This window comes from Streptomyces sp. NPDC021093, assembly GCF_044333135.1.
GTDB lineage: Bacteria > Actinomycetota > Actinomycetes > Streptomycetales > Streptomycetaceae > Streptomyces.
Map to the genome: position 1 here is coordinate 230,773 of NZ_JBIRQJ010000001.1, position 14,625 is coordinate 245,397.

Sequence of the window (14,625 nt, forward strand, 5' to 3'; positions counted from 1 at the left end):
CATGCGACGCATGGCCATCAGACTTGAGAACGTCGGCATCGCTGTTCGCGACCTCGAAGCAACGATCTCCTTCTTCACCGACCTCGGCCTCACGGTCGTCGGCCGTGACACGGTCAGTGGTGAGTGGACCGACACCGCCGTCGGCCTTGACGGCAATCACGCCAAGATTGCGATGCTCCAGACACCGGACGGTCACGGCCGCCTTGAGCTCTTCGAGTACATCCACCCCGAAGCGATCGAGACGGAGCCCACCCGGCCCCACGAGATCGGCATGCACCGCGTCGCCTTCTCGGTCGACAACATCGACGAAGCCCTGGAGACGGCCGCAAAGCACGGATGCCTTCCGCTTCGCGGTGTGGCGACCTATGAGGACGTCTACAAGCTCACGTACCTCCGTGGCCCGAGCGGCATCCTCGTGATGCTCGCCGAGGAGCTGAAGAAGAACTGACGACCGCGCTCCCGCGCTCAGTCGGCCGGCCGACCGGTCCGGTTCAGCCGCACAGGGCCGTGGTCACGACGCCGTCGACACGGCCCCTGGCTGCCTCGTCGGCCAGCTGGACGGTCACCGCGACGTTGGCGGCGCGGCCGTCCTCGGTGGCTCCGCCCCGGGTCTCGTAACCCGGGAAGCTGCCGCCGTGGCCCCAGTAGAGGCCGCCGCACGGCAGGGGTTTGCTCACGAGCCCCAGTCCGTAACGGGCGCCGGGGCCGAAGGTCTTGTCGGCGGGGAGGGTGGAGCCGCGCATCTCGGCGAGCTGGGCCGGTGGCAGGAGGCCGCCGCCCAGGAGCTCGCTGAAGAACCGGTTGACGTCGGAGTTGGTCGAGATCAGCTGGCCTGCCGCCCAGCCCCAGGAGGGGTCGATCTCCGTGATGTCGCGCGGCGGCGCGCCCGCCGATTCCCGGAGGTAGCCCTTGGGGTGGGGGCCCCGGACGGTCGCGTCGCCGGGGGCAGGGAAGTAGGTGTGGCGCAGCCCGATGCGCTTGATGATGCGCCGGTCCATCTCGTGGGCGAGAGAGCGGCCTGTGACCTTCTCGACGATCAGACCGGCCAGCACGTAATTCGTGTTGCTGTACGCCCACTTGGTCCCGGGGGCGAAGTCGGCCTTGTGCTTGAGCGCGATGTCGATGAGCTCGCGGGGCGCGAACCGGCGGACTTCCTCCCCGAGGTAGTTGCTGTAGTTGGGAAGTCCGCTGGTCTGCTGGAGGAGTTGACGGACGGTGATGCGGCGTCCGTCGATCCCCTCCCCGCGTACGAGGCCCCGCAGATAGGTGTCGACCTTGGCGTCGAGGGCGATCTTCCCCTCACCGACCAGTTGCAGCACGACCACCGCGGTGAACGCCTTGGTGTTGCTGCCGATCCGCACCCGGCCGTCCTCGGGCACCTTCGCGCCGGTGGCCAGATCGCCCACCCCTGCGGTGTAGTTGCGGGTGTTGCCCTCGCGGTCCTTGACGCTCGCCAGCACGCCGGGCGGGCCGTCGGGGCGCACCAGCGCGCTCAGGCCCTGCTGGACGGTGTCCGGCCCGGCGGCGGGAGAGGCGGCGGGCTGCTGTCCCAGGGCACCTATCGTGATGACACCCGCGGTCACCACGGCCACTCCGGCCGCGCCCAGCACCGCTCTGCGCCGACCGCCCCACCGCCGTCCGGAAGTACGGACCGTCTGCCCTGCCTGCTCACGCACGAATCGACTCCTGCAACATCATGGGGAAACCAGCGGTATGTGTCAGGCCCAGCTTTCCGAATGCGGCCGCCCTGGACGATCCCGCTACCCGCCCGGCTGCTGGTGGGGCTAACCCCCGGTGCAGGTCAGATCCTTGGCCGGGAGCCTTCCCTGGCCGGCCGGCGGGTGGCCCGTGCGGTGGCGAGGCCCGCGAGCAGGCCCAGCGGGAGCGCCGAGAGCCATACCAGGGCCGGTGGGCCGATGCGGCCGATGGCGAGTCCTGAGGTGGGTCCGATCGCGGTGCCGATGTCCTGCGAGGTGGACAGGGCCGCTTGGTAGGTGGCGCTGCGGCCCGGCGGTGCATGGCGGCTGATGAAGGCCGAGGTGGTGGGGCCGTAGATCATCATTCCGAAGGAGGTGATGAGTACGGCGACGACGAGGACCGGGTAGCCGAGTCCGGCGGCGGCGAATCCCGCGAGTCCGATCCCTTGGAGCGCGGCGCCCAGGAAGAGCAGGCGGCCGGTGTCCCGCCTGCGGGCCCAGCGGCTGACCCGGAGTTGGAACAGGACGATGGCGAGGGCGTCGACGGCGAACAGGGCCGCGTAGGCGGTGGTGTCCAGGGACTGGATGCGGTTCAGCAGGACCAGGCCGTCGGCCGCCCACCAGGTGAAGGTGATGCTGAGCAGGCTGCCGCCCAGGACGAGCAGCGCCAGTCGGCGGTCGCGCAGGATCTGCGTAAACGCGCCGGGCACCGCCTTGGCTTCCTCTCCGGCACCCTCTCCGGCACTCTCTCCGGTGTCCGCTTCGGCCCTCTCCTGGCCGATGGTGCGGTCGGCGGGAACGGCGGTGAGCACCGCCACGACGGCGACGACGAGCAGGACTCCGGCCGCCGCGAACACGCTGGAGAGCGAGAGGGCGACGGCCGCGGCTCCCAGGATCGGGCCGATCACGCCGCCGATGCTGGCGGCCACACGGGTCAGGCCGTAGGCGTGGTGGAGGTCCTCGTCGGCGTGCAGGTCGCCGACGAGGGCCGCGATGGTGGGGTGGAACGCCGACTCGAAGAGCCCGGCGACGAGGAACAGGCCGAGGGCGAACGCCGCGTGGTGCACCAGGAAGAGGCTGCCGTAGCCCAGAGCCATCCCGGCGGTGGAGAGCAGCAGCATGCGGCGGTGTCCGATGCGGTCGGCCAGGGCTCCCCCGGCCAGGCCGCCGGTGAACTCGCCGACCGCCTGGACCAGGAACAGCGCACCGGCCGCCGCCCCGCTCAGCCCGCCGACCCGGTGGGCCCACAGGATGACGAACGGCAGCATGACGCCGTCGGCCAGCGCGCCGAGCAGCCGGACGGTCAGGAGCCCCCGGAAGGCCCGCTTGACCTGTCGCTCCGTCAGACCGCTCCGGGGTGCGGGTGCCTGGACCGTCATGTCGGGTCCACGGAGGTACGGCGTCCGGCGGTCCAGTAGCCCTTGGCGAAGACCTGGTCGGGCCGTACGCCCGCGCTGTGCGCGAGTTCGCGGACCGCCCGGGTCGCGCGGGTTTCGGCGAGAACGTAGACCTGCCCGAAGTTCCTCGCCCGTATCTCCTGGGCGACCGCCGCGAGAAGCCCCTCCGGAGTGCCGGGCAGGCAGTCGACGCGATCGAGCCAGCGCAGCCGGTCCGCCGCGATCGGAACCCGGTCCGCCGCGGAGGCGGTCTCGATGACGGCAGTGGCCTCCTGGCCGGACGGCAGCGCCTCGGCCAGGGCCGCGATCGCCGGCAGGGAGGCTTCGTCGCCGACGAACAGATGGCCGTCCGCCGGGCGCAGTCGCAGCTTCCCCCGTGGGCCGACGAACTCCACGGGAGAGCCTGGCCGGGCGCTCGCCGCCCAGGCGCTGCCCGGTCCGCCGCCCGTGTGCAGGACCGCGTCGATGTCCCACTCGCCGGCCCGGGGGCGGGCGTGGCGGATGGTGTAGCGCCGCTTGACCCGCTTTCCGCGGGTGTCGGTGAGCAGTACCTCGATGTCCTGGGCCGGGAAGGGCGTGAGGCCGGTGAGGCTCGGGCCGCCCAGGGTCAGTCTGACCGTGCGGGGGGTGAGGTGCCGACGGGCGAGCACCGTGCAGCGATGGGTTGCGTTCAGATGGGTTGCGTTCATGGGGGCTTCCTCTGATCTCCGCTGATATCCGCTGAAGTTCGGGGTGGCAGGGGTGGCAGGGGTGGCACAGGGGTGGCAGGGGTGGCAGGGGTTGCGGGGCGACAGGGCATGCCTGTAGCCGCCCGTACCAATTTCGATGCACCGCGCCTCGTTATGAGGCTAGCAGTATTACGAGGCACTGTGTCTCGCATAAGCTGGATCCCATGTCACGCACCACCCACGGGCAGGCCACAGCCGGACGCCCCCGCAGCGAAGCGGCGCGGATCGCCGTCCTCCACGCCGTCGACGACATGCTCGTCGAGCAGGGGTACGCGGCGATGACCATGAAGGGCATCGCGGAACGCGCCGGTGTCGGGCGTCAGACCGTCTACCGATGGTGGTCCACCAAGGCGGAGATCCTGCTGGAGGCGAGCATCACCGACGCCGCCCACGAGCTGGCCACCACGCCGCAGGCCCGTCCCGTCGACGACCTCACCGCCTTCCTCGAAGCGCTGACCGCCTTCCTCGCCGCCTCACCGGCGGGTCTCGCCTTCCGGGCGCTGTTGGGCGAGGCGCAGCACGACACCACGGTGCGCGACCTCGTCCGCGCCGCCGACCTCGTCGGCACGGCCGCCTCGGCCGTACTCGCGCGCGTACGCCCGCACACCACCGGCATGCCCCCTCCGCCGCTGGCCGCCGCCCAGCTCACCGGACCCGTCATCGCGGTCATCCTGGAGACCGGGAACCCCCTGCCGCCCGACCTGCTCGCCGACCACGCCCGGATACTGCTCGGCGCCTGGACGGACTGACCCGCGGGTGCGGAGGCTGACCCGCGGGTGCGGAGGTTTTACCCAACGGTCGACCAGCGGCGCGCCGTCGCGTCGTAACGTCAACGGCATCCCTTGAACACGATCGCGAGTGTCTCCGGCGGCCCTTCCGTCCTCCGGCGAGACGACTCGTCAGGAGGCATGTCATGAACGTTGTCGACATACGGAGCACGGCCGCGGAACTGCCGGACGGCTGGAGTTCGCTCGTGCTCGGGCAGGTCGGGAGCACGGCGGTGAAGGTGCTGCGGATGGACGGGCACCCCTTGGAAACGGAGTCCCACGACACGGCGGAGGCGCTGCTGGTGGTGGACGGCGTCATGCACCTGGTGGCCGACGGCATCGAGGTCGAAGTCGGCGCGGGTGAGATGTACGTCGTCGAGGCGGGAGTGGAGCACGCCGTGCGCCCCGGCAGTCGGGGCACGCTCGTCATCGTCGAACACATGCCGAGCGCGCCCTAGCAGAACCCCGAACGGCATCGTGGACGCGAGCGCTCCCCACGGGTGCGGGTGCGCTCCCCCACGGATGTCCGTCCTACTGCGTTACTGCTCGTTGCCCCGGCGCGCGAGATGGACGGTGAGGTCGGCGGCGATCTCGACCGTCTCGGGCAGAACCTGCAGGATTTCGCCGAATACCTGCGTCCGCTCCGGGGCGGGCAGGGCGAAGTAGGCCGAGACGGTCGAGAGGTGGCCGATGTAGTCGCGCACGCTCATCGTCAAGTGCCGTTCGATCACGGCCTGTTGGACGTCGGTGAACCACTCGGACCGCTGGAGTTCCGTCCCCGGCCACTGCATGTCGTGCCCCGGAGGCGTCCCGTCCGGGGACGGAATCTCGTCGCTCTCCACGAACGGCGACCGTGCCGCGCGGACGGCCTCCTCCACCGTCGGGTCGGCCAGCTGGAACTGCCCGCCGAAAGAGGCGAAAACGCCTCCCGGTTCCAGCAGCGCGGCCGCGCGTGACCAGCGGCCCTCCGGGTCCGTCCAGTGCAGCGCCGCTGCCGCGTAGACCAGCCCGTACTTCTCTCCCGGTCGTACGTCCTCGAACGCGGCCCGCACCGCCTTGACGTCTGCCGGCACGTGCTTGCTCAGCTCGGCGAGCATGGCCCCGTCGGGCTCGGTCGCGGTGACCGCGACCCCCTGTCGGGCGAACAGGCGGGTCGCCTTGCCCGTACCGGCGCCGATCTCCAGTGCGGTCCGGATGGGCCGGCCCGCGTACGCCCTCACCAGGTCGAAGAGTTCCACGGGATACCCGGGCCGGAACCGTTCGTACGATTCCGCCCTCACTCCGAAGCTCAGCGCGCGATCAGACATGGACAGCATCCTGGCACGAGCCGACTCGTCCGTGCTTGCTTCCCCCGCTCGAAGCCCTCGGCCGCCCCCAACCGCCCGGCAGAACGTCGCGCAGCGGCTCAGTGCCAGGCCACCCGCACGGTCGGCATTTTGCGGAACTTCCAGCCGGACGGGCGCGTATCGCTGGTCATCCGCAACTCCTGCGGGCCGTCGCTGAGCAGCACCGACAGCGCTGCCTCCACGACCCTCGGCACGATGCCGGCTGCCAGGCACCCGTGTCGGCCGTAGCCGAGTGTGAGGTGGGGCGTGGGTGTCCTGTGCAGGTCGAATGTCTCTCCGGAGGAGAAGACGGACGCGTCACGGTTCGCGGAGGCGACAGCGCTCAGTACCGTCGCGCCCGCCGGAATCCCGACTCCGCCCAGCACCACGTCCTTGACGGCCGTCCTGCCGATCGCGCCCACCGGAGCACCCCAGCGGGTGCCTTCGTGCACGGCAGCGCCGAGCAGTGCGGGGTCGGCGCGCAGCGCCGCCAGCTGGTCCGGGTGGGTCAGCAGTGCGTACAGGGTGTTCCCCGCCAGCCAACTGGGCTCCCGCAGCGCACTGAACATCATCTTCAGGGTGGCGAGGGCTTCCGGAACCGGTCGCGGCAGTCGACCGGGACAGCCTGAGTGCAGCAGGCGGGACAGCACGGAGTCGTCCGGCCGTGCGGACAGTTCCCGCAACCGCGTGCCCACCACCTCGTCGATGTCGCCCGAAGCAGCTGTGCCCGCCGCCGCTCGGGCCGGATCCTGCGCCGGGTTGTACAGGGCGTCGGTGAGTGCGGTGGACCAGTGGGCGAGCAGTGTCGGCTCGATGCCGTCCAGGCCCAGGAACCGGCCGAGGGCGGCCACGGTGACCGGCTCGAAGTACTCGGTCATCAAGTCGGCCTCGTCACGCCCGGACAACAACCGCAGCCGCTCGGCTGCGAGCTTCCGCACGTCGGCACTGACCGTGGCCGGAGCGGGCCGGGCGAAGCGGTCGTCCACGCTCGCGCGGGTGTCCGCGTGCTGGTCGCCCTCCTGGAGGAGGATGTTCTGCACGCCGCAGTACTGGGCCAGCGGGCTCCTGGTATTGGCCGTGGTGAAGGACTCGGGATGCTCGGCGACCCTGCGGACATCGTGCCAGCGGGTGACGAACCACGCGTTCAGCACGGGGACCCATGCCACCGGCTCCCGGTCCCGCAGTTGCGCGTAGACGGGGTAGGGGTCGTCGTCGAGCTGCGCCAGGGTGATTGCCTCAGTGAGACCGGACATACCGCGCCTTCCAGTGCTGAGAGCCCGTACGGGCCGTACGGTGCCGGAACGCGCTCACAGCGATGAGCCGTCGCACTGCTCAGTGGGCGGCGGTGCCGTCCGGCGGCCTCCGGCACCGGCCTGTGTCAGCGCGTCGACCTCGCGCCTCAGGTCGGCGATGAGCAGGGAGGCGGTGGCGTGGCTGAACCCGTTGCGGATCACCATGCGCAGGACCCCGATGTGTTCCAGGTCCGGTGGCAGGTAGTACGCGGGCAGCTGCCAGCCGCGGCTGCGCAGTCGATCGGCGAGGTCGAAGACGGTGAACCCGTCGAACCCCTCGCGTACCCGCACGGCGACCACCGGCAGTTGGGACCCGTCGGCGAGCAGCTGGAGACCGGGGATCGCGGCCACCGCCTCGGCGATGAACCGAGCCACGGAACGCGAGGTCTGCTGGACGGCGCGGTAACCGGCGAAGCCCAGCCGCAGGAAGTTGTAGTACTGGGCGATCACCGGGGCCCCGGGCCGGGAGAAGTTGAGGGCGAAGGTGTCGATGGAGCCCCCCAGCAGCTCGCATTTGAAGACCAGTTCCTCCGGCAGGTCGTCGGGCTCCTGCCAGACGACCCAGCCGACGCCGGGGTAGACCAGGCCGAACTTGTGCCCCGACGTATTGATCGACTGCACCCGCGGCAGCCTGAAGTCCCAGACCAGGTCCGGCTCCAGGAACGGGGCGATGAATCCACCGACGGCGGCGTCGACGTGCAGCGGGACGTCGAGTCCACGCTCGTCGCTGAGCCGGTCCAGTGCGGCCACGATGTCGGCGATCGGATCGTAGAGCCCGAGCTGGGTGGATCCGAGTACGGCGACCACGCCGATGGTGTTCTCGTCGCAGCGCTCGATGACGCCTTGCGGGTCCAACGTCAGGCAGCCCTCCTCGATGGGCACCTGTCTGATTTCCACGTCCCAGTAGCGTCCGAACTTCGGCCAGCAGGTGTGCACCGTGGTGCCCATCACCAGGTTGGGCCGGTCCGTGGCACGTCCCGCTGCCTTCTGCCGGGTCCGCCAGGCGAACTTCATCGCCAGCCCGGCCAGCATGGCCGCCTCGCTGGAGCCCGCGGTGGAACATCCGATGCCCTGGCCGTCCGGGTCCTTCCAGAGGTTGTCCAGGATGTTGACGCAGCGCTTCTCCAGCTGAGCGGTCTGCGGGTACTGGTCGTGATCCATCAGATTGCGGTCGAGCGTCTCGGCAATCAGTTCCCGAGCCTGGGGCTCCATCCAGGTGGAACAGAAAGTGGCCAGGTTCAACCGCGCATTGCCGTCAAGCATGAGCTCGTCACGGACGATGGCCAGTGCAGAATCCGGGGAAATCGGTCCCGCCGGCAGCTCGTACATGGGGACCCCGTCGGCCGACATCAGTCCGGCGTACAGCGGATTGACATCGAGCAGATCATCACGGCGTGTCCGGGAAACTCTGCGGACGAGGTTCGACATTCCGAATCCTTTTCTGTTGCACCTGTACGTGTATGCACCAAGTGCAGCGGCAGTGAGCGTCACGAGTAGCGGTTTCCCGAGTCGATTCCCAAGTCGAGAGGATCATTGAAATGGCCCGGCGGCAATAAATAGCGCCCGAACGAGAAGCCGGTGAAGGTGCGGTTCTTGGCTCATCAAGGATTGATGATTTCCACCGCGGGACGCCGAGGGGCGTAGGGGGCCCAGCCGGGGTTCCCGGTGCGGGCGAACGCGACCCAGGCGCCGTGTACCTGGGCCGCGAGTCCTTCCGGCGCGGGGTCCGGGCCGAGCAGGCAGGTCTCCCCGTGCAGCCGGGGTTCGTCGGCGATGTCGAACACGAAGGGCAGTTCCACGGTGTGGGCGGCGCCGAGTCGCCCGCCCAGGGCCGTCGAGCGGTACCCGAAGGAGTAGACGTGCGTACGGCCGCCCGAGATCCGTGCGTGGGCCCGCGCCATGCGCGTCGTACCGGACTCGAACAGGGCCTGCCCGAGCACGGCGGAGCGCAGCTCGCCCGGTGTCGCGCGCGGTCGTGCCGCGCGGTGCGCCGCGAGGGTGGTCTCAGGGTCCGCGTGCGCCCGGGTGGCGACGGCGAGCAGATCGGCTTCCGTGGTGGACTCCAACGCGCCGTGGGGTGCGAGGTAGAGGTGCCCCTCCTCGGTGTTGGTGCCGATGAGCAGGTCGACGTCACCGGCCGGGCCTTCGGCAAGTCCGTCGGCGGGCTGGACCGGCAGGACCAGGCTGAACGGGCTGAGTCCGGCCAGCGGATCCGTGGCGGTGGCGGTGCGCAGATCGAGACCGGTCAGTGCGGGCAGGACCGTCAGGAAGCGCTCGTCCGGGATCGGGGCGAACGCATCGGCGGTCGGCTCGACGCCCAGCGCGGCGGCCGCCGCGGCGGTGACCCGTTGTGCTTGTTCCGGGGTGAACGCGCCGGTGCCGTTGCCGCTCTGGACGATCGCCCGCCGGAACAGACCGCCCGCCTCCGGTGTCGCGAGCAGCGCGCCGGTGAGCGTGGCGCCCGCGGACTGGCCGAAGACCGTGACGTTCTCGGGGTCGCCGCCGAATGCCGCGACGGTGTCGCACACCCAGCGGAGTGCGGCGAGCACGTCCAGCAGTCCGCGATTGGCCGGAGCACCCGCCAGATCGAGGAACCCGGGTATGCCGAGGCGGTAGTTGACCGTCACAAGGACGACGCCGTCGCGGGCGAACGCGCGGCCGTCGTAGAGCACGGCACGGTTCGAGCCGGTGACGAACCCGCCGCCGTGCACGAAGACCATGACGGGGCGCCTGCCGCCGTCGGCGGCCGGCGTGTGGACATCGACGGTCAGGTACTCCTCGCCCGGCACCCAGCCAGGGCCGAAGTACGGGACCATGTCGAGCCGGCCGAAGTCGCGGGCCGGCTGCGGAGCCGTGGGCGAGGGCCGCGTGCCGTCGCGGACCCCGGACCAGCCCGGGTGCGGTACGGGCGGGGCGAAACGGCCGGCGCCGGTCGGGGCCGCCGCGTAGGGGAGGGAGCGATAGCGCTCGCCCGATCCGCCACGGACACGGAGGCCGCGCACGGCGCCCGCGGGGGTTTCGACGACCGGATCTGCCTGTCGGGGCACGGGACACGCTTCCTTACTGGAGGGGGAGATCGCTGGAGGGGACATCACCGGAGGGGGAGATCACTGGCGAGGGCATCGCTGTCGGGGCATCGCTGTCGGGGCATCAGGAGAGGCGGGAGAAGCCCGCCCACTCCTTGATCGCGAACTTCGAGCCGTTGCGCGCGACCTCCATGGCGCCCCGGCCGCCGAAGTGCGCCGGGATGACCAGTGCGTTGTTCTCGGCGGCGCGGCCGAGCAGCCTGTGCCGGGTGGCGCGGGACTCCGCCGGGTCCTCGCAGAAGCAGGAATTGGTGTCCGGCTCCGCGATCTGCAGCGCGGTGTGCATCAGGTCCCCGACGAACAAGGCCTGATCGCCGCCGGACTCCACGGTGAGCACGGACGAGCCGGGAGTGTGCCCGGGAGCGAGATCGAGACGCAGGTTCTTGTCGATCCGGTACGTCCCCTCCCACAGGTGCGTGAGTCCCGCCCGGTGGACCGGCGTGACGCTGTCCTCGAAGACGTTCTGGTTCCCGGGGCCCAGCACGGTCCTGTTCCCGTTGGCCGGGTCCCAGAACTCGAAGTCCCGCCGGGTCATCAGATACGTGGCGTTCGGGAAGGTCGGCACCCAACTCCGGCTGTCCAGGCGGGTGTTCCAGCCGACGTGATCGATGTGCAGGTGGGTGTTGACCACGATGTCGACGTCCTCGGGCCGCACCCCGGCGGCGGCAAGGTTGTCGAGGTAGCGCGTGTCCAGGCGGCTCCACACCGGCGCGTAGGGCCGGTCCTTGTGGTTGCCCACGCCGGTGTCGACGAGGATCGTACGCCCCTCGCTCCGCAGCAGCCAGGACTGGATCGCCGTACGGCACTCGTCCGTCTCCGGGTTCCAGAAGTCGGGGGCGAGCCAGTCGCGGTGCTCGTCCCACGAGCCGTCGGGGCTGCCGGGGAAGAACTGGCCCGGGGACATCCCGACCGAGCCGTAGAACTCCTTGATCCGGGTGACGGTGACGTCACCAAGGGCGATCTGGTCCGGGTTCGCGTCCGGGTTCGCGTCCGGGTTCTGATCCATGGTCTGGTCCGTGGTCTGGTCCGTGTGCTGATCCATGGGATCCGTCCTCAGGTCTGGGGTACGTGGCCGAACGAGACCGAGCCTGGACGCGCGGACGCGTTCGCACCACTCCCGGGTTGTCCTACCCCTCGCAGGGTGTGGCTGGGACCGGGCCGCGCGCCGAATACTGGGGCCATGAACGGACCCGGACCACTCGGAACCTTCCTCCAAGCCCGACGGACGCTGCTGCGACCCGAGGACGTCGGCCTGCGCGAACTCGGGCCCCGCAGGCGGGTGGCCGGGCTCCGGCGCGAGGAGCTGGCCGAGCTGGCGGGCGTCAGCGTCTCGTACTACGCACGGCTCGAACAGGGCCTGTCCCGCGGGGCCTCGGCCGAGGTGCTCGACGCGATCGCCCGCGCTCTCCTGCTCGACGGCCACGAGCGCGAACACCTCGACCGGCTCGCCGGAGCCGCCCGCCACGCGCCCCGGATGCGCCGCCCGCGACCCGAGAAGCTCGCCGACGAAACGCGCGACCTCCTCCGCGCCGTCGACGGCGTCCCGGCGCTGGTGCTCGGCCGCCGTACGGACGTGCTGGCCTGGAACACCCTCGGACACGCGCTGCTCGCCGGTCACCTGGACCTCCTCGGCCCGAGCGACCCGGCGCGACGCCCGAACATGAGCCGACTGCTGTTCCTGGACCCGCACTGTCGGGAGCTGTACGCGGACTGGAAGCGCAAGGCGCGCGCGGTGGTCGGCAATCTGCGCGTCGCCGTCGGCAGGCACCCCGAGGACGCGCTGCTCGCGGAGCTGATCGGCGAACTGACCATGAAGAGCCCGGAGTTCGTCGCGCTGTGGGGGGACCACCGGGTGACGCCGTGCGATGCCACGACCTACGAGCTGCACCACCCCGTCGTCGGCACGGTGACGGTGACTCAGCAGACGCTGGCGATCGCCCGTTCACCGGAGCAGGCGCTCATCGTGTGCACGACCCCTGCCGGCTCCTCGTCCAAGGAAGCCCTCGCGCTCCTCCGGCAGGCGACCGGCAGCAGGGTGCCGCACGCGTATTGACGTGTCGCCTGAGGGGCCAACATCATATAGGAAATTCCCCCTCGGGCACTTCCCCATGGGCACCTACCTTCCCCACGGGCATGTGTCCCCACGGAGGCAGCCACCGTCATGAGACGTACATCTGTGTTGCTCGCCCTCTCCGCATTACTCGCGCTGGGCGGCCTCTCGGCCCCCGGCGCGACCGGCGCACCCTCCTCCTCTTCCCTCTCTTCCTCCTCTTCCTCTTCCTCCTCCCCCGCTCCTCCGCCGGGCTCCGAGCCCCGTAACCACGCGTTCAACGCCACCGCCAGCCAGAGCAGCACCGGCTTCGACGGCGTCGCGAGCCGGGCCGTCGACGGGAAGGCCGACGGCAACTACGCCGCGAACTCCGTCACGCACACCGCCGAGCAGAATCAGCCCTGGTGGCAGGTCGACCTCGGTGCCGCCAAGCAGGCCGACCGGGCGGTGCTCTGGAACCGTACGGACTGCTGCACCGACCGGCTCTCCGACTTCTGGGTGCTGACCTCGGACCGGCCGATCACCGCCGCCGGCCTCGACGAGGCACGGAACACCCCGGGCGTACGGTCCCAGCACGTCAGCGGTCTCGACGCCGCGTCGGTGACCGTCCCCCTGACCGGTTCCACGCGCTACCTACGGGTCCAGCGGGCGGGCAGCGGATACCTTTCGCTGGCCGAAGTCCAGGTCTTCGGCGCGGAGTTGGTGTCGCCGTCCGCCGCGGCCCAGCGGTGGGTGAAGCAGAACCCGTTCGGAATGTTCCTGCACTACGGGATGGGAACCTATACGGATTCCCAGTGGGCGGACCCGCAGACCCCGCCCGCCGTCTTCAACCCGACGGCCGGGGTCGATCCCGGCCAGTGGGCCAGGTCCATGAAGTCCGCCGGGATGAAGTTCGGCGTGCTCACCGCCAAGCACCACGACGGCTTCGCGCTCTGGCCGACGGAGCAGTCCCCGTACAGCGTGGCGAGCAGTCCGTACCAGGACGGCAAGGGCGACGTGGTCAAGAGTTACGTCGACGCCATGCGGGCCAACGGGCTCAAGGTCGGGCTGTACTTCTCCATCTGGGACCGGCACAACGGGGAGACGACCGACCTGGTGAAGAAGCAGCTGAGCGAGCTGCTCACCAAGTACGGGAAGATCGACTACCTGTGGTTCGACGGGTGGGGCTGGCAGGTTCCGTACGCGCAGATTCCGTACCGGCCCGTACGTGACCACGTCCGCCGGCTCTCGCCGGACACGGTCGTCGCCAACAACGACCACTTCGGGACGCTGCACACCACCGACGTGATCGTGTACGAAGTGCCGGTGCAGGGCATGCCGCCGGCCGGCAACCCGCAGCCGATCGACGCCTCCGACACGCTCGACACCCGGTCGACGTGGTTCCGGACGACTGGCACCGGGGCGCCCAAGCCCGCCGTCGACATCGCAGGGAACCTCGACAAGGTCAACGCGGGCAACGGGCTGTACCTGCTCAACGTGGGTCCGGGCAAGGACGGGAAGATCGAGCAGTCGTACGCGGACCGGCTGCGGGAGATCGGGGCCGCAGCGAAGCGGTAGCCCGGCGCGCGCCGCGTCAAAGCCGTCCGCCGCGCGCCGCGGCAGAAGCAGCCACCTTCAGGAGCCCTGGGACGTCCGCCTCCCGCGCTGGCGTTCCAGGCTCCTGGTGAGGTGGTCGGTCATCGCCTCCGCCGCCCGCTCCGGGCTGCGGCGCAGTACCGCCCGCAGGATCCTGTCGTGTTCGGCCAGGGTCTGCGGGCCCGCGCCCGGGATGCTGCTGAGGCGGAACAGATGCAGATGGGAGTGGAGGCGTTCGACCGCGTCCGCGAGCAGCGGGCGGGCGGCCGCAGCCGCGACCGTGTCGTGGAAGCGCTGGTCGAGGGCGACGAACTCCCGGAAGTCGGCGAAGCGTTCACCGGACTCGGGCGCGCCCCGCATCTCCTCCGCCAGGCTCTCTATGGTGTCGAGCTGGGCGTCGGTGGCGTGCTCGGCGGCGAGTGCGGCGGCCCGGGGTTCCAGGAGCAGGCGCATCTCGAAGAGCTCCTCCAGGCCCTGCGGGGTGAGGAGTTCGGTCGCCCGGTAGCCGGCCAGGGAGCGCTTGGTGACCAGGCCGTCGGACTCCAGCCTGGCCAGGGCCTCGCGCACCGGGGTGGGCGAGACCCGGAGCGTACGGGCGAGGGTTTCGATGCCGACGCGGGCGCCGGGCTCTATCTCGTGGTCCATGACCATCGCCTTGGCGGCCTCGTAGACGCTGTCGGCTAGTACTTGGCGCTCGCTCATGGGACG

General features: G+C 70.5%; 14 protein-coding genes. 5 read left to right on the top strand and 9 right to left on the bottom strand.

Features of this window, described 5'->3' with window-relative positions:
• Positions 1-10: 10 nt before the first annotated feature.
• Positions 11-448, top strand: a complete 438-nt coding sequence (locus ACH4SP_RS01035; protein WP_398408060.1) for a VOC family protein — start codon at positions 11-13, stop codon at positions 446-448.
• 43 nt (positions 449-491) lie between these two features.
• Here the strand turns inward: ACH4SP_RS01035 and ACH4SP_RS01040 are convergent, their stop codons facing one another.
• The 3 genes from ACH4SP_RS01040 to ACH4SP_RS01050 form a co-directional block, all read right to left on the bottom strand.
• Positions 492-1,676 (bottom strand): serine hydrolase domain-containing protein, encoded by a 1,185-nt coding sequence (locus ACH4SP_RS01040; protein WP_398408061.1) that lies wholly within the window; start codon positions 1,674-1,676, stop codon positions 492-494.
• A 125-nt stretch (positions 1,677-1,801) separates the two neighbouring features.
• A complete protein-coding gene (locus ACH4SP_RS01045; protein WP_398408062.1) occupies positions 1,802-3,076 on the bottom strand; it encodes an MFS transporter in 1,275 nt (424 codons plus the stop codon).
• Positions 3,073-3,783: a siderophore-interacting protein gene (locus tag ACH4SP_RS01050; RefSeq protein ID WP_398408064.1), complete on the bottom strand. Its 711-nt coding sequence runs from the start codon at positions 3,781-3,783 to the stop codon at positions 3,073-3,075. Before ACH4SP_RS01050 ends, ACH4SP_RS01045 begins: the two co-directional genes overlap by 4 nt.
• 203 nt (positions 3,784-3,986) lie before the next feature.
• Between ACH4SP_RS01050 and ACH4SP_RS01055 the strand changes: the two genes are divergently transcribed.
• Entirely contained in the window at positions 3,987-4,571 is a 585-nt protein-coding gene (locus ACH4SP_RS01055) for a TetR/AcrR family transcriptional regulator (RefSeq protein WP_398408065.1), read from the top strand.
• A 164-nt stretch (positions 4,572-4,735) separates the two neighbouring features.
• On the top strand, positions 4,736-5,047 hold the full coding sequence (locus ACH4SP_RS01060; RefSeq protein WP_398408066.1) for a cupin domain-containing protein: 312 nt from the start codon (positions 4,736-4,738) through the stop codon (positions 5,045-5,047).
• 81 nt (positions 5,048-5,128) lie between these two features.
• On the opposite strand, the gene ACH4SP_RS01065 is transcribed toward ACH4SP_RS01060, so the two are convergent.
• The 5 genes from ACH4SP_RS01065 to ACH4SP_RS01085 all read right to left on the bottom strand — a co-directional run bounded on the left by ACH4SP_RS01065 (position 5,129) and on the right by ACH4SP_RS01085 (position 11,298).
• The gene (locus ACH4SP_RS01065; protein WP_398408067.1) at positions 5,129-5,896 is read right to left on the bottom strand and encodes a class I SAM-dependent methyltransferase; all 768 of its coding nucleotides are present in this window, start codon (positions 5,894-5,896) and stop codon (positions 5,129-5,131) included.
• A gap of 98 nt (positions 5,897-5,994) precedes the next feature.
• Positions 5,995-7,167, bottom strand: coding sequence for a cytochrome P450 (locus ACH4SP_RS01070; RefSeq protein WP_398408068.1), 1,173 nt, complete (start codon positions 7,165-7,167; stop codon positions 5,995-5,997).
• 54 nt (positions 7,168-7,221) lie between these two features.
• On the bottom strand, positions 7,222-8,634 hold the full coding sequence (locus tag ACH4SP_RS01075) for a glutamate decarboxylase (protein ID WP_398408069.1): 1,413 nt from the start codon (positions 8,632-8,634) through the stop codon (positions 7,222-7,224).
• 173 nt (positions 8,635-8,807) lie between these two features.
• On the bottom strand, positions 8,808-10,253 hold the full coding sequence (locus tag ACH4SP_RS01080) for a carboxylesterase/lipase family protein (RefSeq protein WP_398408070.1): 1,446 nt from the start codon (positions 10,251-10,253) through the stop codon (positions 8,808-8,810).
• A 103-nt stretch (positions 10,254-10,356) separates the two neighbouring features.
• Positions 10,357-11,298, bottom strand: coding sequence for an MBL fold metallo-hydrolase (locus tag ACH4SP_RS01085; protein WP_398409464.1), 942 nt, complete (start codon positions 11,296-11,298; stop codon positions 10,357-10,359).
• A gap of 174 nt (positions 11,299-11,472) precedes the next feature.
• On the opposite strand from ACH4SP_RS01085, the gene ACH4SP_RS01090 reads away from it, so the two are divergent.
• Positions 11,473-12,345 carry a helix-turn-helix domain-containing protein gene (locus ACH4SP_RS01090; protein WP_398408071.1) on the top strand — a complete coding sequence of 291 codons (873 nt, stop codon included), beginning with the start codon at positions 11,473-11,475 and terminating at the stop codon, positions 12,343-12,345.
• Between the two features lie 108 nt (positions 12,346-12,453).
• The gene (locus ACH4SP_RS01095) at positions 12,454-13,899 is read left to right on the top strand and encodes an alpha-L-fucosidase (protein ID WP_398408072.1); all 1,446 of its coding nucleotides are present in this window, start codon (positions 12,454-12,456) and stop codon (positions 13,897-13,899) included.
• Between the two features lie 57 nt (positions 13,900-13,956).
• On the opposite strand, the gene ACH4SP_RS01100 is transcribed toward ACH4SP_RS01095, so the two are convergent.
• A complete protein-coding gene (locus tag ACH4SP_RS01100; RefSeq protein WP_398408073.1) occupies positions 13,957-14,619 on the bottom strand; it encodes a GntR family transcriptional regulator in 663 nt (220 codons plus the stop codon).
• Positions 14,620-14,625: the final 6 nt, after the last annotated feature.

What these genes read in the sequence shown, in the direction of transcription:
- ACH4SP_RS01050 (WP_398408064.1), bottom strand. Translation starts at nt 3,783, where the DNA reads ATGAACGCAACCCATCTGAACGCAACCCATCGCTGCACGGTGCTCGCC.
- ACH4SP_RS01075 (WP_398408069.1), bottom strand. Translation starts at nt 8,634, where the DNA reads ATGTCGAACCTCGTCCGCAGAGTTTCCCGGACACGCCGTGATGATCTG.
- ACH4SP_RS01065 (WP_398408067.1), bottom strand. Translation starts at nt 5,896, where the DNA reads ATGTCTGATCGCGCGCTGAGCTTCGGAGTGAGGGCGGAATCGTACGAA.
- ACH4SP_RS01100 (WP_398408073.1), bottom strand. Translation starts at nt 14,619, where the DNA reads ATGAGCGAGCGCCAAGTACTAGCCGACAGCGTCTACGAGGCCGCCAAG.
- ACH4SP_RS01055 (WP_398408065.1), top strand. Translation starts at nt 3,987, where the DNA reads ATGTCACGCACCACCCACGGGCAGGCCACAGCCGGACGCCCCCGCAGC.
- ACH4SP_RS01095 (WP_398408072.1), top strand. Translation starts at nt 12,454, where the DNA reads ATGAGACGTACATCTGTGTTGCTCGCCCTCTCCGCATTACTCGCGCTG.
- ACH4SP_RS01090 (WP_398408071.1), top strand. Translation starts at nt 11,473, where the DNA reads ATGAACGGACCCGGACCACTCGGAACCTTCCTCCAAGCCCGACGGACG.
- ACH4SP_RS01070 (WP_398408068.1), bottom strand. Translation starts at nt 7,167, where the DNA reads ATGTCCGGTCTCACTGAGGCAATCACCCTGGCGCAGCTCGACGACGAC.
- ACH4SP_RS01035 (WP_398408060.1), top strand. Translation starts at nt 11, where the DNA reads ATGGCCATCAGACTTGAGAACGTCGGCATCGCTGTTCGCGACCTCGAA.
- ACH4SP_RS01060 (WP_398408066.1), top strand. Translation starts at nt 4,736, where the DNA reads ATGAACGTTGTCGACATACGGAGCACGGCCGCGGAACTGCCGGACGGC.
- ACH4SP_RS01085 (WP_398409464.1), bottom strand. Translation starts at nt 11,298, where the DNA reads ATGGATCAGAACCCGGACGCGAACCCGGACGCGAACCCGGACCAGATC.
- ACH4SP_RS01045 (WP_398408062.1), bottom strand. Translation starts at nt 3,076, where the DNA reads ATGACGGTCCAGGCACCCGCACCCCGGAGCGGTCTGACGGAGCGACAG.